At 63.2% G+C, this 14,608-nt stretch carries 13 protein-coding genes; 12 read left to right on the forward strand and 1 reads right to left on the reverse strand.

The window, feature by feature from the left end; all coding sequences use genetic code 11:
* Positions 1-2 precede the first annotated feature (2 nt).
* From CVO77_RS12810 to CVO77_RS12845, 8 genes are all read left to right on the forward strand, one after another.
* Positions 3-440, forward strand: a complete 438-nt coding sequence (locus tag CVO77_RS12810) for a periplasmic heavy metal sensor (RefSeq protein ID WP_088440028.1) — start codon at positions 3-5, stop codon at positions 438-440.
* Positions 437-1,021 carry an RNA polymerase sigma factor gene (locus tag CVO77_RS12815; protein WP_088440027.1) on the forward strand — a complete coding sequence of 195 codons (585 nt, stop codon included), beginning with the start codon at positions 437-439 and terminating at the stop codon, positions 1,019-1,021. Before CVO77_RS12810 ends, CVO77_RS12815 begins: the two co-directional genes overlap by 4 nt.
* Before the next feature lie 111 nt (positions 1,022-1,132).
* Positions 1,133-2,980 carry a copper resistance system multicopper oxidase gene (locus CVO77_RS12820; protein WP_088440026.1) on the forward strand — a complete coding sequence of 616 codons (1,848 nt, stop codon included), beginning with the start codon at positions 1,133-1,135 and terminating at the stop codon, positions 2,978-2,980.
* Positions 2,977-4,173 carry a copper resistance protein B gene (locus tag CVO77_RS12825; RefSeq protein WP_088440025.1) on the forward strand — a complete coding sequence of 399 codons (1,197 nt, stop codon included), beginning with the start codon at positions 2,977-2,979 and terminating at the stop codon, positions 4,171-4,173. Before CVO77_RS12820 ends, CVO77_RS12825 begins: the two co-directional genes overlap by 4 nt.
* Before the next feature lie 92 nt (positions 4,174-4,265).
* The gene (locus CVO77_RS12830; protein WP_229667245.1) at positions 4,266-4,655 is read left to right on the forward strand and encodes a DUF305 domain-containing protein; all 390 of its coding nucleotides are present in this window, start codon (positions 4,266-4,268) and stop codon (positions 4,653-4,655) included.
* A 13-nt stretch (positions 4,656-4,668) separates the two neighbouring features.
* On the forward strand, positions 4,669-5,178 hold the full coding sequence (locus tag CVO77_RS12835; protein WP_229667236.1) for a DUF411 domain-containing protein: 510 nt from the start codon (positions 4,669-4,671) through the stop codon (positions 5,176-5,178).
* Between the two features lie 26 nt (positions 5,179-5,204).
* On the forward strand, positions 5,205-5,552 hold the full coding sequence (locus CVO77_RS12840) for a hypothetical protein (RefSeq protein ID WP_144035681.1): 348 nt from the start codon (positions 5,205-5,207) through the stop codon (positions 5,550-5,552).
* 304 nt (positions 5,553-5,856) lie between these two features.
* On the forward strand, positions 5,857-8,328 hold the full coding sequence (locus CVO77_RS12845; protein WP_088440021.1) for a TonB-dependent receptor plug domain-containing protein: 2,472 nt from the start codon (positions 5,857-5,859) through the stop codon (positions 8,326-8,328).
* Between the two features lie 36 nt (positions 8,329-8,364).
* Here CVO77_RS12845 and CVO77_RS12850 read toward each other — a convergent pair whose 3' ends face one another.
* Positions 8,365-9,498 carry a LysR substrate-binding domain-containing protein gene (locus CVO77_RS12850; protein ID WP_242445930.1) on the reverse strand — a complete coding sequence of 378 codons (1,134 nt, stop codon included), beginning with the start codon at positions 9,496-9,498 and terminating at the stop codon, positions 8,365-8,367.
* A 19-nt stretch (positions 9,499-9,517) separates the two neighbouring features.
* Here CVO77_RS12850 and CVO77_RS12855 point away from each other — a divergent pair, with 19 nt between their 5' ends.
* From CVO77_RS12855 to CVO77_RS12870, 4 genes are all read left to right on the forward strand, one after another.
* Complete coding sequence (locus CVO77_RS12855; protein ID WP_242445931.1) at positions 9,518-10,396, forward strand: amino acid ABC transporter substrate-binding protein; 879 nt, start codon at positions 9,518-9,520, stop codon at positions 10,394-10,396.
* Positions 10,393-12,582 carry an ABC transporter permease subunit gene (locus tag CVO77_RS12860; RefSeq protein ID WP_088440018.1) on the forward strand — a complete coding sequence of 730 codons (2,190 nt, stop codon included), beginning with the start codon at positions 10,393-10,395 and terminating at the stop codon, positions 12,580-12,582. The genes CVO77_RS12855 and CVO77_RS12860 overlap by 4 nt, the downstream gene beginning before the upstream one ends.
* Before the next feature lie 70 nt (positions 12,583-12,652).
* The gene (gene metC / locus CVO77_RS12865; RefSeq protein ID WP_242445932.1) at positions 12,653-13,819 is read left to right on the forward strand and encodes a cystathionine beta-lyase; all 1,167 of its coding nucleotides are present in this window, start codon (positions 12,653-12,655) and stop codon (positions 13,817-13,819) included.
* A complete protein-coding gene (locus CVO77_RS12870) occupies positions 13,816-14,568 on the forward strand; it encodes an amino acid ABC transporter ATP-binding protein (RefSeq protein ID WP_088440016.1) in 753 nt (250 codons plus the stop codon). The genes metC and CVO77_RS12870 overlap by 4 nt, the downstream gene beginning before the upstream one ends.
* Positions 14,569-14,608 lie beyond the last annotated feature (40 nt).

Consider the following 14,608-nt stretch of genomic DNA (forward strand, 5'->3'; position numbering starts at 1 on the left):
CGATGCCGTCGCGCCGCCTATTGCTCGTGGGTCTCATTGCATTCGCCGCTGCCATCGCCGGCGTATTCGTCGGGCGCATCGTATCGGACGCGCCCAGAGCGAGCGAAACCGAACTTCATGCGCTTCTCCACGGCAAACTCGATATGACGACGGAGCAGCAAGCGAAGCTTGAGCGCATCGAGGCCGACTTCGCAGGGCGCCGCCGGGCGCTCGAGCTCGAGATGCGCGCCGCCAATGTCCGTCTCGCGCAGGCGATCGAAGCCGAACATGGCTATGGGCCGCGCGTCACCGAGGCGATTGACCATACCCATGAGGTGATGGGGACTTTGCAGAAGGAAACGCTCCAGCATCTTTTCGCGATGCGCGGGGTCCTGTCCCCCGATCAGGCGGAAATGTTCGACAAGAGCGTGGTCAAGGCGCTGACCGCCGATGCGCGGTGACCGCCGACCTATCGCAGTGTAGCGACCAGGAACTGGCGATTCTCGCCCGCGCGCACCGCGAGGAAGCCTGTCGCGAATTGTTGCGCCGGTACAAGACAGGCGTCTATCGGCTCATCGTCAAGCAGATCGGCGATGCCGACGAGGCGATGGACCTGACGCAGGAAAGCTTCGTAGCCGGCTTCTCGGCGCTCGATCGCTATGATGGCGATCGATCGTTCCGGACGTGGATTGCCCGCATCGCGCTCAACAAATGTCGCGACTGGGCTCGCCGACGGAAGGTGCGTGCCTTTTTCTCCCGCGCGCTTCCGCTCGAAAGCGCGCAGCATGTGGCGAGCGATGGCCCCACACCCGATTCCGAGGCGACCGACAAGCGCGAGCTTGCGAGAGTTCGCGGGGCGATTGATCTGCTGCCGCAGAATTTACGCGAGGTACTTCTTCTCCGCGGTGTCGATGATGTGAGCCAAGCTGAAACCGCAGTGATTCTGCGGGTCAGCGAGAAGACCGTCGAGACCCGCCTCTACCGTGCGCGCACCAAGCTCAGGGAATTGCTCGCCGGAACATCCGCGAATGCGCGGGGTTGATATTTGGACCGCTCATTCAGGCGGTGGCCCCTCATCGTGGCATTTTTATTGAGGGGCGACCGTCTCGCCTGCGTATGGCTTTAGGAACAGTCAGCAACGGTCGGAAAGAATATGCAGATGGAAAGGCGTCGGTTCGTCAGTGGAGCTTTAGGCGGCGGCGCGGCCGCGGCGATGGCCGCATGGTTCCCGGCCTGGGCACAGCCGGTCTCGTCGGGGATCACCGCGCCCTTGCCCACCGTATCCGGCAACGACATCACCCTGCGCATTGCGCGGCAGACGATGCGGATCGACGGCAGGCTCAGTCGTGCCATCGGGATCAACGGCACGGTGCCGGCGCCGCTTGTCCGGCTGAAGGAAGGACAGACCGCACGCCTCACCGTCGTCAACGATCTTGACGAAGACAGCTCGATCCACTGGCACGGCCTGATCCTGCCCTTTCAGATGGACGGCGTACCCGGCGTCAGTTTTCCCGGCATCAGGCCGCGCTCCAAATTCGTTTATGAATTCCCGGTCGTTCAGTCGGGCACCTATTGGTATCACAGCCATTCGGGGCTTCAGGAGCAACTCGGCCACTACGGGCCGATCGTCATCGACCCCGCCGGCGGCGACCCGATCGGTTACGACCGTGAGCATGTTGTGGTGCTGTCGGACCACAGCCAGATTTCGCCCGAGGCGATCTTCCGCAAGCTCAAGGTCAATCCCGGCCATTTCAATATGCAGCGCCAGACTCTGTCGGGGTTGCTCGCGGGCAAGGACCAGTCGCTGAAGGAACGCGTCGAATGGGGCGCGATGCGGATGGACCCGACCGACGTCGCGGATGTCAACGGATCCACATACACCTTCCTCGTCAATGGCCACGGCCCGCGCGACAATTGGACCGCGCTGTTCAACCCGGGCGAGCGTGTGCGGCTACGCATCGTCAATGCCTCGGCGATGACGATCTTCAATGTCCGCATTCCGGGCCTTCGGATGACCGTCGTGCAGGCCGACGGGCTCAATGTCGTGCCGACCGAGATCGACGAATTCCAGATTGCCGTTGCCGAAACCTACGACGTCGTCGTGACCCCGGTGGAGGACCGCGCCTACACGCTGGTCGCCGAGGCGAACGACCGGTCGGGCATGGGGCGTGCGACGCTCGCGCCGCGCGCCGGCATGGTCGCCGAGGTTCCGCCGCTCCGCGAACGGCCGCTCGCCACCATGAAGGACATGGGGATGGGCGATATGGATATGTCGGGCGGCTCGATGGCCGGCATGGACCATTCAGGCGGCGAAGACATGGGCGCCATGCCCATGCCGGCGGGCGACCCCTCCTGCTCTCCCGAACATGCCAAGATGGGCCATTGCACGCCCGCGGGCGAAGCCGGCTCGATGGCGGGCATGGATCATGGATCGGGTGGCATGCAGCACAGCATGCGCGACTTCAGCGTTGCGCCGCAGGTCAAGCGTGACCCCAGCGTCCAGACGATCTCGCCTATGCCGGTCGATCGCATGGGCGAGCCGGGGCAGGGGCTCGAGGATGTCGGGCACAAGGTGCTGACCTACCACGATCTTGTGGCGCTCGAACGCAATCCCGACGTGCGCGCCGCCGAGCGGTCGCTCGACATCCATCTGACCGGCAATATGGAACGCTTCATGTGGTCGTTCGATGGCGTGAAGATGTCCGACCATCATGAGCCTATTCCCTTCATCGAAGGCGAGCGGGTGCGGATCAAGCTCATCAATGATTCGATGATGAGCCACCCCATCCATCTGCATGGTCATTTCTTCGAACTGGTGACGGGCAAGGGCGACCGTTCGCCGCGCAAGCACACCGTACTTGTCCAGCCCGGGGGAATCGCGACCTTCGATTTCACCGCCGACGCGGTCGGTGATTGGGCGTTCCACTGTCACCTTCTCTACCATATGCACGCCGGGATGATGCGCGTCGTCAGCGTTCGCCCGAAGGGAGACATGCAATGACCCGCATCGCGCTCCTTCTTTCGAGCATCGCGCCGCTCGCTTTCACAGTCCCCGCCGCAGCCCAGTCGATGGATCATTCGATGCACGGCTCGACGCCTGCTCCCGCAACCAGCCCGGCCCCTGCCCCGGTAGCGCAGCCCGCGCCTGAAGCGCCCGCCGAAAAGCCGATGGAGCAGATGGATCAGGGCAGCATGCAGGGCATGGACATGGAGTCGCGGGCGTCGGAATGCTCGCCCGAGCATGCGGCGATGGGCCATTGCACGCCGGAGGCGGATGCTCCCGACAAGAAAGAACCCGATAAGGGAGCTATGGATCATGACATGGTCCCGGCGGCCGATCCGGATTGTCCGCCCGAGCACGCCAAGATGGGCCACTGCACACCGAAAACAGCACCCGCGGATGCCATGGGGGGAATCGAGGGCACGACCGGAAAGAGCGGCACCGACCTGCCGCCGGGCGATGCCACCGCGCCGGCGCCCCCGGGCGACTGGTACGCCGATCGCATCTACCCCAAAGCCGAAATGGACCACTCGCGCCACGACATGATGAAGGAAAATGGCGCTCAGACCATCGCCTTTATCAGCTTCAATCTCGCCGAATATCAGGCGCGCAAGGGCCGTGACGGGTTCCGTTGGGACGGAGAGGCCTGGTATGGCGGCGACATCAACCGGCTGACGCTCAAGAGCGAAGGCGAGGGCGTTTTCGGCGAAGGCATCGAGGGCGCCGAGGTGCAGGCACTCTACAGCCGGGCGATCGGCCCCTATTTCAACGCGCAGGCAGGGATCAGGCAGGATCTCGGACCCGGCCCCGACCGCACCTATGCGACCATCGGCTTCGAGGGGCTCGCACCCTATTGGTTCGAAGTCGAGGGCGCGCTGTTCCTTTCGAACAAGGGCGACCTGCTCGCCCGGCTTGAAGGCTATTACGACCAGCGCATCACCCAAAAACTGATCCTCCAGCCTATGGCGGAGGTCAATTTCGCGCTGCAGGACGTGCCCGAGACCGGCATCGGCTCAGGCCTCTCGGACGTCGAACTCGGGCTTCGCCTTCGCTACGAAGTCGTGAAGGAGTTCGCGCCTTATGTGGGTGTCGAATGGGCACGCAAGGTCGGCGACACCGCGCGCTTCGCGCGGGCAGCGGGCGAGGACACCAATGGTGTCAGCTTCGTGATGGGGGTGCGGGCCTGGTTCTAGAAGTTTCGCGGGGTGGCGACAGGTTGAGGAGAAATGCCGTGAAACCAGCCTATCGCAGCCTTGCGCTGCAGACGATCGTCAGCGGGATCATCATGTATCTCGTGATGTTCGTCATGATCGACCGCCTCTCGAGCTTCTACAACAATCTCAACATGCTCTACATGACGCTGATGATGGTCTCGCCGATGGTCGTGCTGATGATCGTCGCGATGCGCGACATGTTTCCGTCGAAGCGTCTCAACGCGGTCCTGTTGCTGGGATCGGCGGTCGCCTTCTTCGGGAGCTTTGCGCTCATCCGGACGCAGACGACGATCGGTGACACGGCCTTCTTGCGTTCGATGATCCCGCACCATTCGGGCGCCATTCTCATGTGCGAACAGGCATCGCTCAAGGACGCCGAAATACGCGAGCTCTGCCGTGGCATCATCGCGGGACAGGCAGCCGAAATCGAACAGATGAAGACCATTCTCGCGAGGAAATGACATGACAAGCCCGATGACCCGACGCCATCTTCTCGGTCTGGTTGCGGCTGGATCGGGGATGGCGCTTGCGGCTTGCAAACCTTCGTCGGGACCAAGTGCGACCGGCGAGAAAGACGCCGCCCGGGCGCCGCGCGTCGATACGGCGAATGCGAGGCAGATGCTCGTCTATCGCGATCCCGAATGCGGTTGCTGCGAAGCCTGGGCGGACATTGCGCGCAAAGCTGACTATCGGGTGGTCGTCGAGGACCGCGCCGACATGGCTGCCGTCAAGGTCCGATATGGCGTGCCGGCGCGACTGGCGTCGTGCCACACGGCCGTTATCGGCGGCTATGCGATCGAGGGTCATGTGCCGATGCGGCATGTGGCGAAACTCCTCCGCGACAAACCACGCGACATTCGCGGAATCGCCGTGCCCGGCATGCCGCGCGGGTCTCCGGGGATGGAAATGCCAGATGGAAGCGTGGACGCATTCGAAGTGATGCAGTTCAGCGGCGACGGCGAGATTTCTGAATTCCGCGCATGACCTGCCGGCAAGATAAGGAGACAGATATGACGAGATTCATTCCCCTAGCGGCTATCACCGCGCTGATGCTTGCTCTCGCGGGATGCGGCGCCGAACCGGCGCAGGAGAGCGACGCCACACCGGAACCGAGCGAGGTCCCTGCCACTCAGACCCCGGCCATGGTCGAGCCCGCGCCTGTCGCGGAAGAGACGTCAACCGCATCCGACCCGGCGATAGCGACCCAAAAGGCAAGGCCTCCGGAGAAAGCCCGGCCCAAGCAGGAACCCGCCGCGAAAGCGACTGTGCCGCCGCGGGCAAAGGTCGTGCCGGACGCGCCCAAACCTGTTGAACCCGAGACCGATCCCCATGCCGGGCATGATGTGGACAAAATGTAAGAGGGCATGTGCCGATACGGCATGTCGCCCCGCTGCTTGGGCAAGCTTCGCGATTTGTTTGGTATCGCCATGCCCGGCAGCCGCTGCACAAAAGGACGACAGAAGCGCCGACGCGTTCGTCTTCGCGTGCGGTGCTGACGGGGTGAGAGCGGTTCGAACCTGCCTTGGCGTATGGAAGTGAGATATAACCATATGGAATAACCATCTCGTTTATAGCGATGAGTAGTGATTATTTCTGGTCATGCCGATGCCGTGAAGATAGCTCGGTATTGAAGCCGAGAGCTTTCGCAAATGGGAGGGGACCATGAGGAAATTGCTTCGCACGAGTGGCTCGATTATCGCCGTCCTGGCAGCCATGTCGGCCGGCGCCGCCATCGCACAGGATAGCGCCGAAGAAGCGCCGCGAGCGGAAACGACACAGGGCGAAATCGTCGTGACGGGCACGCGGCGGAACGACCTCAAGGCGGCCGATTCCGCCCAGCCGATCGACATCATCACCGGCGCCGAACTGCTCGAAAAGGGCACCGCCGATATGAACGACCTTCTCCGCACCGAGGTCCCGTCGCTCAACGTCCAGCGCCTCGTCAGCAACGACGGCGCCGTGTTTACCCGGCCTTTCTCGCTCCGCGGCCTGCCGCCGGACCAGACGCTGGTCCTCGTGAACGGCAAGCGGCGCCATCGCGGCGCGACGGTCCAGTTCACCAATGTACCCTATATTCGCGGATCGCAGGGGCCCGACCTCTCGGCGATCCCGTCGATCGCGATCGGCCAGCTCGAGGTCCTGCGCGACGGGGCGTCGGCACTCTATGGGTCGGATGCGATCGCGGGCGTCCTGAATTTCGGTCTGCGCCGCGACCGCGAGGGCGGCCTGCTGATCGCCCGCTATGGTCAATTCTACAAGGGCGATGGCGAGGACTTTCTCGTCCAGGGCAATGTCGGGCTCCCCTTCACCGATGCGGGTTTCGTCAACATCAGCGGCGAGTATGTGAACGCCAGCACGACATCGCGCGGCATCCAGCGTCCCGACGCGCAGGCGCTTATCGACGCCGGCGTTCAGGATGTCCCGGTTCCGGCGCAGCGCTGGGGAAATCCCGAGAGCGAGGCGGCGCGTATCTTCGTCAACGCGGGCATCGATCTGTCGGACGAGATGGAGTTCTACACCTTCGGCAATTACAGCTGGAGCCGCGGCACGACGGCCTTCTTCTACCGCAATCCCAATGCCAGTTTCATTTCCACCTCGATTCCGCTCACCAATACGCCGGGCGGACAGCGATTCAGCTTCCGCCAGTTCTTTCCCGGCGGCTTTACCCCGGAGTTCGGCGCGACAGTGACCGATGCCGCGCTTGCTGCCGGCCTCAAGGGTGAATTCTCCTCGGGCCTGACCTATGACCTTAGCGCTTCCTACGGGCAGAATCATGCGTCCTACCGGATCGACAATACGGTCAATCCGTCACTTGGCCTCGCGTCGCCGACGTCCTTCAAGCCGGGGCAGCTCGAGCAGCGCGAACTCGCTTTCAATCTCGATCTCACCTACCCCATCGCGATCGGCACCTCTGATCCGCTGACTCTTGCCGGCGGTCTCGAGTATCGGCGCGAGACCTATGAGATCACGGCCGGCGATATCGCATCATGGCAGGTCGGACCCTTCGCCTCGGTTATCGATCCCGATACCGGGAACCGCGTGGGACTGCCGGTCGGCGCTAACGGGTTCCCGGGCTTCAGCCCCATCCAGGCGGGTGAGTTCGCGCGCAGCAACTGGGCCGCCTATACGTCGCTTGAAGGCAATCTCACCGACGCGCTCCAATTCGGTCTCGCGGGCCGCTACGAGAATTATTCCGACTTCGGCTCGAAATTCACCTGGAAGGTCAATGGCCGATATGATTTCTCGGACGTTTTCGCGGTGCGGGGATCGGTCAACACCGGCTTTCGTGCGCCGACGCCTGGCCAGTCGAACGCTTCGCAAGTCCAGACCAACATCGACTCCGTAACCGGCGCGCCGCTGACGGCGGGCATTATCGCGCCGAACAATCCGGTGGCGCAATTCTTTGGCGCGACGCCGCTTAAGCCCGAAAATTCGTTCAATTTCGCCGGAGGCCTCGTGGTAAAGCCTTCCAATCGCATCACCTTCACGCTCGACTATTTCAACATCAAGGTCGAAGACCGGATCGCGGTGTCGGGCAATTTCAATCTCACCCCGGCGCAGCGCGCACAGCTTGCTGCGCTCGGCATTCCCGGCGGGGACTCCTTCCAGCAGGTGAGCTTCTTCACCAACTCCTTCGACAGCCGCACCCAAGGCGTCGATGCCGTGCTGACAGTCGGCTTCGACCTTGGCGGCGGCAAGGCCACGTTGGGCCTCAACGGCAATTATACCAAGACCGACGTGATTAAGGCCTCGCCGGTGATCACCGCGGACCGTGAGCGGCTGCTTGAACTTGAGGGCTTTGTTCCGAAGTGGAAGGGCAATGCGTCCTTCACTTATGCGGGCGAGCGCTTCGGCTTCGTCGCGCGCGCCAACTATTATGGCAAATGGACCGATTATGGCGCGGCGCCGACTGCCGACCAGACGGGCGGCGCCGAACTGCTGGTCGATCTCGAGCTGTCCTACCGCGTCAGCGATATGCTCAAGCTCGCGGTCGGCGGCGAGAATATCTTCGACAATTATCCCGACGTCGAGGCGCGGCAATCCCAGATCAACAACGGGATCCGTTATCTCCGCTTCGCGCCGACCGGGTTCAACGGGGGTTTCTGGTACGTCCGCGCGACCGCTTCCTTCTGATTGATGGCCGTGACCGCCGTGCGGCGTCTTGCGTCTTCAACCGGCGTCGGAGCCGAACATCGCGTCGCGGTGCGATACGAGCACCGCGATGAAGGCCGCAGCGACTTGGGACATCGGCCTCAACTTTGGCGTGAAGAGCATATATTCGAAATGGACCTCCGGCGCGAAATCACGGACCGTAAGGCCCCGCTCGGCGTAATCAGCGGCGGTCACGGGGTTGAGGATCGAACATCCGACGCCCTGCATGACAAGGGCGCAGATGGTCATCGCATATTGGGTCTCGATGACCATCTCGCGCTGAACGCCCGCGTCCTCGAAAATGCGGTCAATGCGGTGGCGCACGCCGTCCTCGAGCGCGAGCGAAATGAAGGGCTCGCCTTCGAGATCGGCCGGCCGGATGACGTCCTTGGCGGCCAGTCGGTGACCGGCAGGGAGAACGCAGGCGCCCGGGCAGCGCAGGAAGCGCTCCATACTTATTCCGGGCAATTCGCGCGCCGGCGTCGCGAGTCCGATGTCGAACTGCTGGTTTGCCATCCATTGCCGCACCGTCGAGGAACTGCGGGTTTGCAACTGGACGGTGACGCCGGGATGCGTCTCGCGAAAGGCGGCGATCACCCGCGGCAGGAAACTGACCGCGAGCGCCGGCAGAGCGGCGATCCGGAGCGTGCCGGTCGCCATGTTGCGGATGTCTTCCGCTACCCGTTTCAAGGCCGCAATTCCCGAGAAGCTCCGCTCGACTTCATAGAAAAAGGCATCGGCTTCCGGCGTCACGGTGAGCGCGCTGCCGCGCGAGCGCAGGAAGAGCTGAAAGCCCAGCTGATGCTCGAGCTCGGCAAGCATTTTGCTCACCGCGGGTTGCGACAGGTTAAGCGACTGCGCGGCCTGGGTGACCGATCCCGAGAGCATCACGGCCCTGAAGGCTTCGAGGTGACGGAGGTTCATCGGACATTGCTCCCTATAGCTATTTCTTATGGCACTAGCATCGAAAGCCTTGTTCATGAATAGGTCGCATGCTCGGCGCCACTGGCTTCCGGCGCTGCTCGCCGCCAGCGCCGTGCTACTTGCCGGCTGCGACAGCGAGCCGGCGGCTACCGGCGGATACGAGATTGCCGCGGCGAAGGGATCGACGCTCGCGCGGATTCGCTCGCGCGGAACGCTTAACTGCGCCATTCATACGGGTCAGCTTGGCATGTCCTACCTCGACAAACGGGGACGCTGGCAGGGATTCTTCGTCGACTACTGCCGGGCGCTCGCCGCTGCGGTCCTCGGCGATGCCCGCAAGGTCCGCTTCATGCCGGTCGCCTCGAACAAGCGCTTCACGATCGTGCAGACGGGCGAGGCCGATGTCCTCTCGCGGACGACCACATGGACGCTGACCCGCGATACCGACCTCGGGGTAAATTTCGTCGGCACCATGTATTATGACGGGCAGAGCTTCTTGGTGCCCCGGCGATCGGGCGTGCGGCTGCCAGCGGATCTCGAGGGCGCATCGATCTGCATCACCAAGGGGACGACTTCCGAACTCAACACCGCTGAATATTTCGAGCGCAAGGGGTTGCGCTTCCAGTCGGTCGTGTTCGAGAATCCCGAGGAAGCAAAGCTTGCCTTCTTTGCCGGGCGCTGCGACGCGATGACCACCGACGCCTTCACGCTGACCGTGATCCGCCTCGCCGATGCCGCGCGTCCGGACGATTATGTGGTGCTGCCCGAGCGGCTTACCAAGGAGCCGGTCGGCCCCGTCGTGCGCAGCGACGACGAGCAATGGTTCGAGATTAACAAATGGGTGCTGAACGCGCTCTTCGCGGCTGAGGAAATGGGCGTCACCCGGGCGAATGCGGCGCGCATGCGCATAACCTCGCGCGACCCTGAAGTTCGCAAGATGCTCGGCGGCTTGCCGGGATTTGGCAAGTCACTCGGCCTCGATGATGACTGGGCATATCGGGCGATCGAGGCGACGGGCAATTATGGTGAGATCTTCAACCGGCACATTACGCCGCTCGGCGTCGAGCGCGGGCAGAATAAGCTCTATCGGGACGGCGGGCTGATCTACCCGCTGCCGATGCGATGATCGCGGCGCCGAGACGGCTCGCGATCGCTGCGCTGCCCTGGCTGTTTTTGGCGGGCGGGCTTGTGGCCGCCTACGGCCTGTTCGCGACATTGGCGGACAATCTGGCGGACCGGAATATCCGGACGGGATTCGGCTTCCTGTTCGACCGGGCGGGCTTCGCGATCGGTGAAACGCTGATCAGCTACGCGCCGGGCGACTCCTATGCCGCTGCGCTGACCGTGGGGCTGCTCAACACGCTTCTGATAGCGGCGCTGGGCATCATCTTCTCGACCCTCCTCGGCCTCGCGGTCTGTATGGCGCGCCTGTCTTCCAGCTGGCTGCTTGCGAGCCTCTCTGGTCTTTATATCGAGCTGGTCCGCAACATTCCGCTGCTGCTCCAGATGTTCGTCTGGTACGCCGTGCTGCTGTTCGGTCTGCCCGGCCCCGGTCCAGGCGCCGTCGGTGCGTTCGACCTCGACAATCGAGGATTGCACGTCCCGGCGCTTACCCTTGCCGATCCGGCTATGCCCGCCCTGCTGATCGCTATCATCGCCTGGGCGATCCTGTTCGCTGCCGTGCGGCGGAGGTGGGTTCGCGTGCGCACCGCGCTGGCCCTCGCCGGCATTGCTGTGGTTCCGCTGATGTTGTGGGGCGGATTTGATCTGCCGAGGGCGGGGCGCTTCGGAACCATTGGCGGATTGTCGCTCTCCACCGAGTTTCTGACACTGGTCGCCAGCCTATCGATCTATGCCTCGGCCTATCTGGCCGAGATATTCCGCGGCGCGATCCTCGCGGTTCCCGCAGGACAGAGCGAGGCCGCCAAAGCGCTCGGTCTGTCGCCCGCGCAAACGATGGGACGGATCGTGATTCCCCAGGCGCTGCGCATTGCGATACCGCCGATGACGAGCTGGCATCTCAACACGATCAAGAACAGCTCCCTGGGGGTGGCGATCGGATATCCCGAGTTTGTCTCCGTGGTCGATACCGTCATCAGCCAGACAGGCCAGGCGATCGAAGGCGTTGGCCTGATCGTCGCCACCTTCCTCCTGCTTTCGCTGTCCTTGTCGTTCGTCACCGGCCGTTATGCTCGCCGGTTGGGCTGGAGCGTCGCCGGGCAGCCCGGCCGGAGCATCCAGGTGACACGCGAATCATTTCCGCTGCGCTCGATCGCGGCTTGGCCGACATGGGTGCGGCGCAATCTGGTCAGCGGAAGGCGCCAATCGATCCTGACCTTCGCTATCCTCACCTTGACCGCGGCTCTCGTCGGCAAGGGATTCTCGTGGTTGTTGTTCGAAGCGACATTCGCCGGAGGCGCGGCCGAGTGCCGTTTGGCCAGCGGCGCCTGTTGGCCGTTCCTTCGCGAAAATGCGAGGCTCATTCTCTTTGGGACCTATCCCGAAGCCGAGCAGTGGCGGTCCGCCGCCGCCGCAACCGCGCTGCTTTCATGCCTCGCGATCTCCTTCGTCCCGCGATTTTGGCGCAGCCGCCTCGGTCTTGCCTGGCTCGGCGCGATCGCGGTCGCAGTGCTTCTGATGCACGGCGGATTCGCGGGCCTTTCCTATGTGCCGATGGAGAAGTGGAGCGGCCTGCCGGTCACACTGCTGCTCGCGAGCCTCGCGGTGGTCGGCGCTTTTCCCTTGGCCATACTCCTCGCATTCGGCCGTAGATCCACGCGGCGCGGCGTGCGCTGGCCGAGCGTCGCCTTCATCGAGTTGGTCCGCGGAACGCCCCTGATCGGCGTGCTCTTTCTCGCTGCGGTTCTGTTCCCGCTGTTCGTACCCTCCTATCTCTCGATCGACAGCCTGCCGCGCGTCCAGATCGCGCTTATTCTCTTCACCGCCGCCTATATGGCCGAGGTCATCCGGGGCGGCCTGATGGCGGTTCCCGTTGGGCAAGCCGAGGCCGCACAGGCGCTGGGTCTCACCAAGTGGCAGGCGCGGCGCCACATCCTGTTGCCGCAGGCCCTGAAAGTCAGCGTGCCGGGGCTGGTCAACACCTCGATCAGCGAGGTGAAGAATACAACCCTCGTCCTCATCGTCGGGGTCTTCGATTTGTTGCAGACGACCCGTCTTTCCTATGTCGAGGCGCAATGGCGCCCCTATTTCGCCGAAGCCTATCTCTTTACCGGGACAATCTTTTTTCTCCTCTGCTTCTCCCTGTCCCGGCTCAGCATGAAGATCGAACGGAAACTAAACTATGCAGGATAATCACGACGCACAGTGGCCCGGGGAGCCGGTGAACCCGAAGGGTCGCGCCTGGCAGGATCCGACGCGTGCCGTGCACGGCGGTCCCCGGCCGCGCGATCAGCGGGGCCTCATCAATCCGCCCGTCGATCGGGCATCGACCATTATCTATGACAGCGTCGAGGCCTATATGGATCGGCATCAAGGCCTCTACGATGAGGTCATCTATGGCCTGTACGGTACGCGAACGACCTTTGCGCTCGCCGAAGCCGTCAGCGAGCTCGAAGCCGGCTGTGCTACCGTCATCACCTCGTCTGGAACGAGCGCGATCGCGCTCACTCTCACGGCTTTCGTGGCCGCAGGCGACCATCTGCTCGTTGCGGATTGCGTCTATGGGCCGACACGTAAGTTTCTGACCGACGTGCTCGCACGTTTGGGGGTCGAGGTAGAATATTTCCGGCCCGATATCGGCGCGGAGATTGCCGGGCTGTGCCGCAGCAACACACGGCTCATCTATATGGAGACCCCGGGCTCGCAGACATTCGACATGATCGACGTGCCCGCTATTACGGCGGTCGCGCGCAGCCGGGGTATTTTGACCGCTCTGGACAATACCTGGGCGACTCCGCTCTTCTTCAAGCCCCTGGCCCATGGGGTCGATATCTCGCTTGCTTCGGCGACCAAATATCTCTCCGGACATTCCGACTGTCTGCTCGGCACGATGACGGCCGCCAGCAATGCTGTCTACCGCCAGCTCAAGGACGCGGCGGCGCGCTGGGGGAACTGCGCGAGTCCCGACAATTGCTATCTGGTCCACCGGGGCATCAGGACGCTGGATGCGCGGCTCGAACGCCACCAACGCACCGCTGCGACGCTGATCGACTGGTTCGTCGAGCAACCCGAAGTGATCGCGGTCCGCTATCCGGCCCATCCCGCCGATCCCGGTCATGCGATCTGGAAGCGGGATTTCACCGGTGCGTCCGGATTATTTGGTGTTCAGCTCGATCGCCTGACGCCGCTGGAAACCAGTGCCTTTTTTAACGAGCTCGCGCTTTTCCAGTTGGGGTCGAGTTGGGGCGGTTTCGAAAGTCTCGCGGTTCCGGCGTGGCCTGCCCCAATCCGCGATTTTCCCAATGGCGAGACCGATGGGGCCCTGATCCGTATCCACGCCGGACTCGAAGCGCCGCAAGATTTGATCGCGGACCTTGATGCGGCGTTCGCGCGCGTACGGGCGTTGCGCGGTCCGGGGCAGGCGTCATGACCGACGGTTCGGACCGCGCAGCCGTCAGCTTGCGACTGGTCGAGAAATATTATGGCGCCTATCATGCGCTCCGCGCGATAGACCTCGAAATCGCCCCGCGCGAGCGGATCGTGATCTGCGGGCCTTCGGGCTCCGGCAAATCAACGCTCATTCGCTGCATGAACATGCTCGAGGCGCCCGACTCCGGTTCCGTTCTGATCGAGGGAGTCAAGGTAACAGAGGCGTCGCGGGAGGCAGCGGCGGCGCTCCGCGCCGTCGGCATGGTCTTCCAGCAGTTCAATCTGTTTCCGCACAAGACGGTGCTCGAAAATTGCACCCTGGCGCCGGTCCTGCTTGGCGGCCTGTCTCTTCCGGAGGCCGAAGCGCGCGCCATATCCTATTTGGACAAAGTGAGGATCGGCGACCAGGCGGGCAAATATCCGGGGCAGCTTTCGGGCGGGCAGCAGCAGCGGGCGGCTATAGCCCGCGCGCTGGCGATGGAACCCCGGATTCTCCTCTTCGACGAGCCGACTTCGGCACTCGATCCCGAGATGATCAAGGAGGTGCTCGATGTGATGACGGCGCTTGCTGGTGAAGGACGGACGATGGTGTGCGTAACGCACGAAATGGGATTCGCGCGCGAGGCGGCCGATCGCATTCTTTTCATGGACCAAGGGCAGATCATCGAAGACGCAAGACCGGCCGATTTTTTCGCCGCGCCGAAAAGCGAGCGCGCACGGACCTTTCTCGAACAGATACTTTCGCACTGAGCGATCTCATATCGGCCGTCTCGCGTTGCGCCGACCCAGT

The sequence above is a fragment of the Sphingopyxis lindanitolerans genome, from assembly GCF_002993885.1.
GTDB classification, from domain to species: domain Bacteria; phylum Pseudomonadota; class Alphaproteobacteria; order Sphingomonadales; family Sphingomonadaceae; genus Sphingopyxis; species Sphingopyxis lindanitolerans.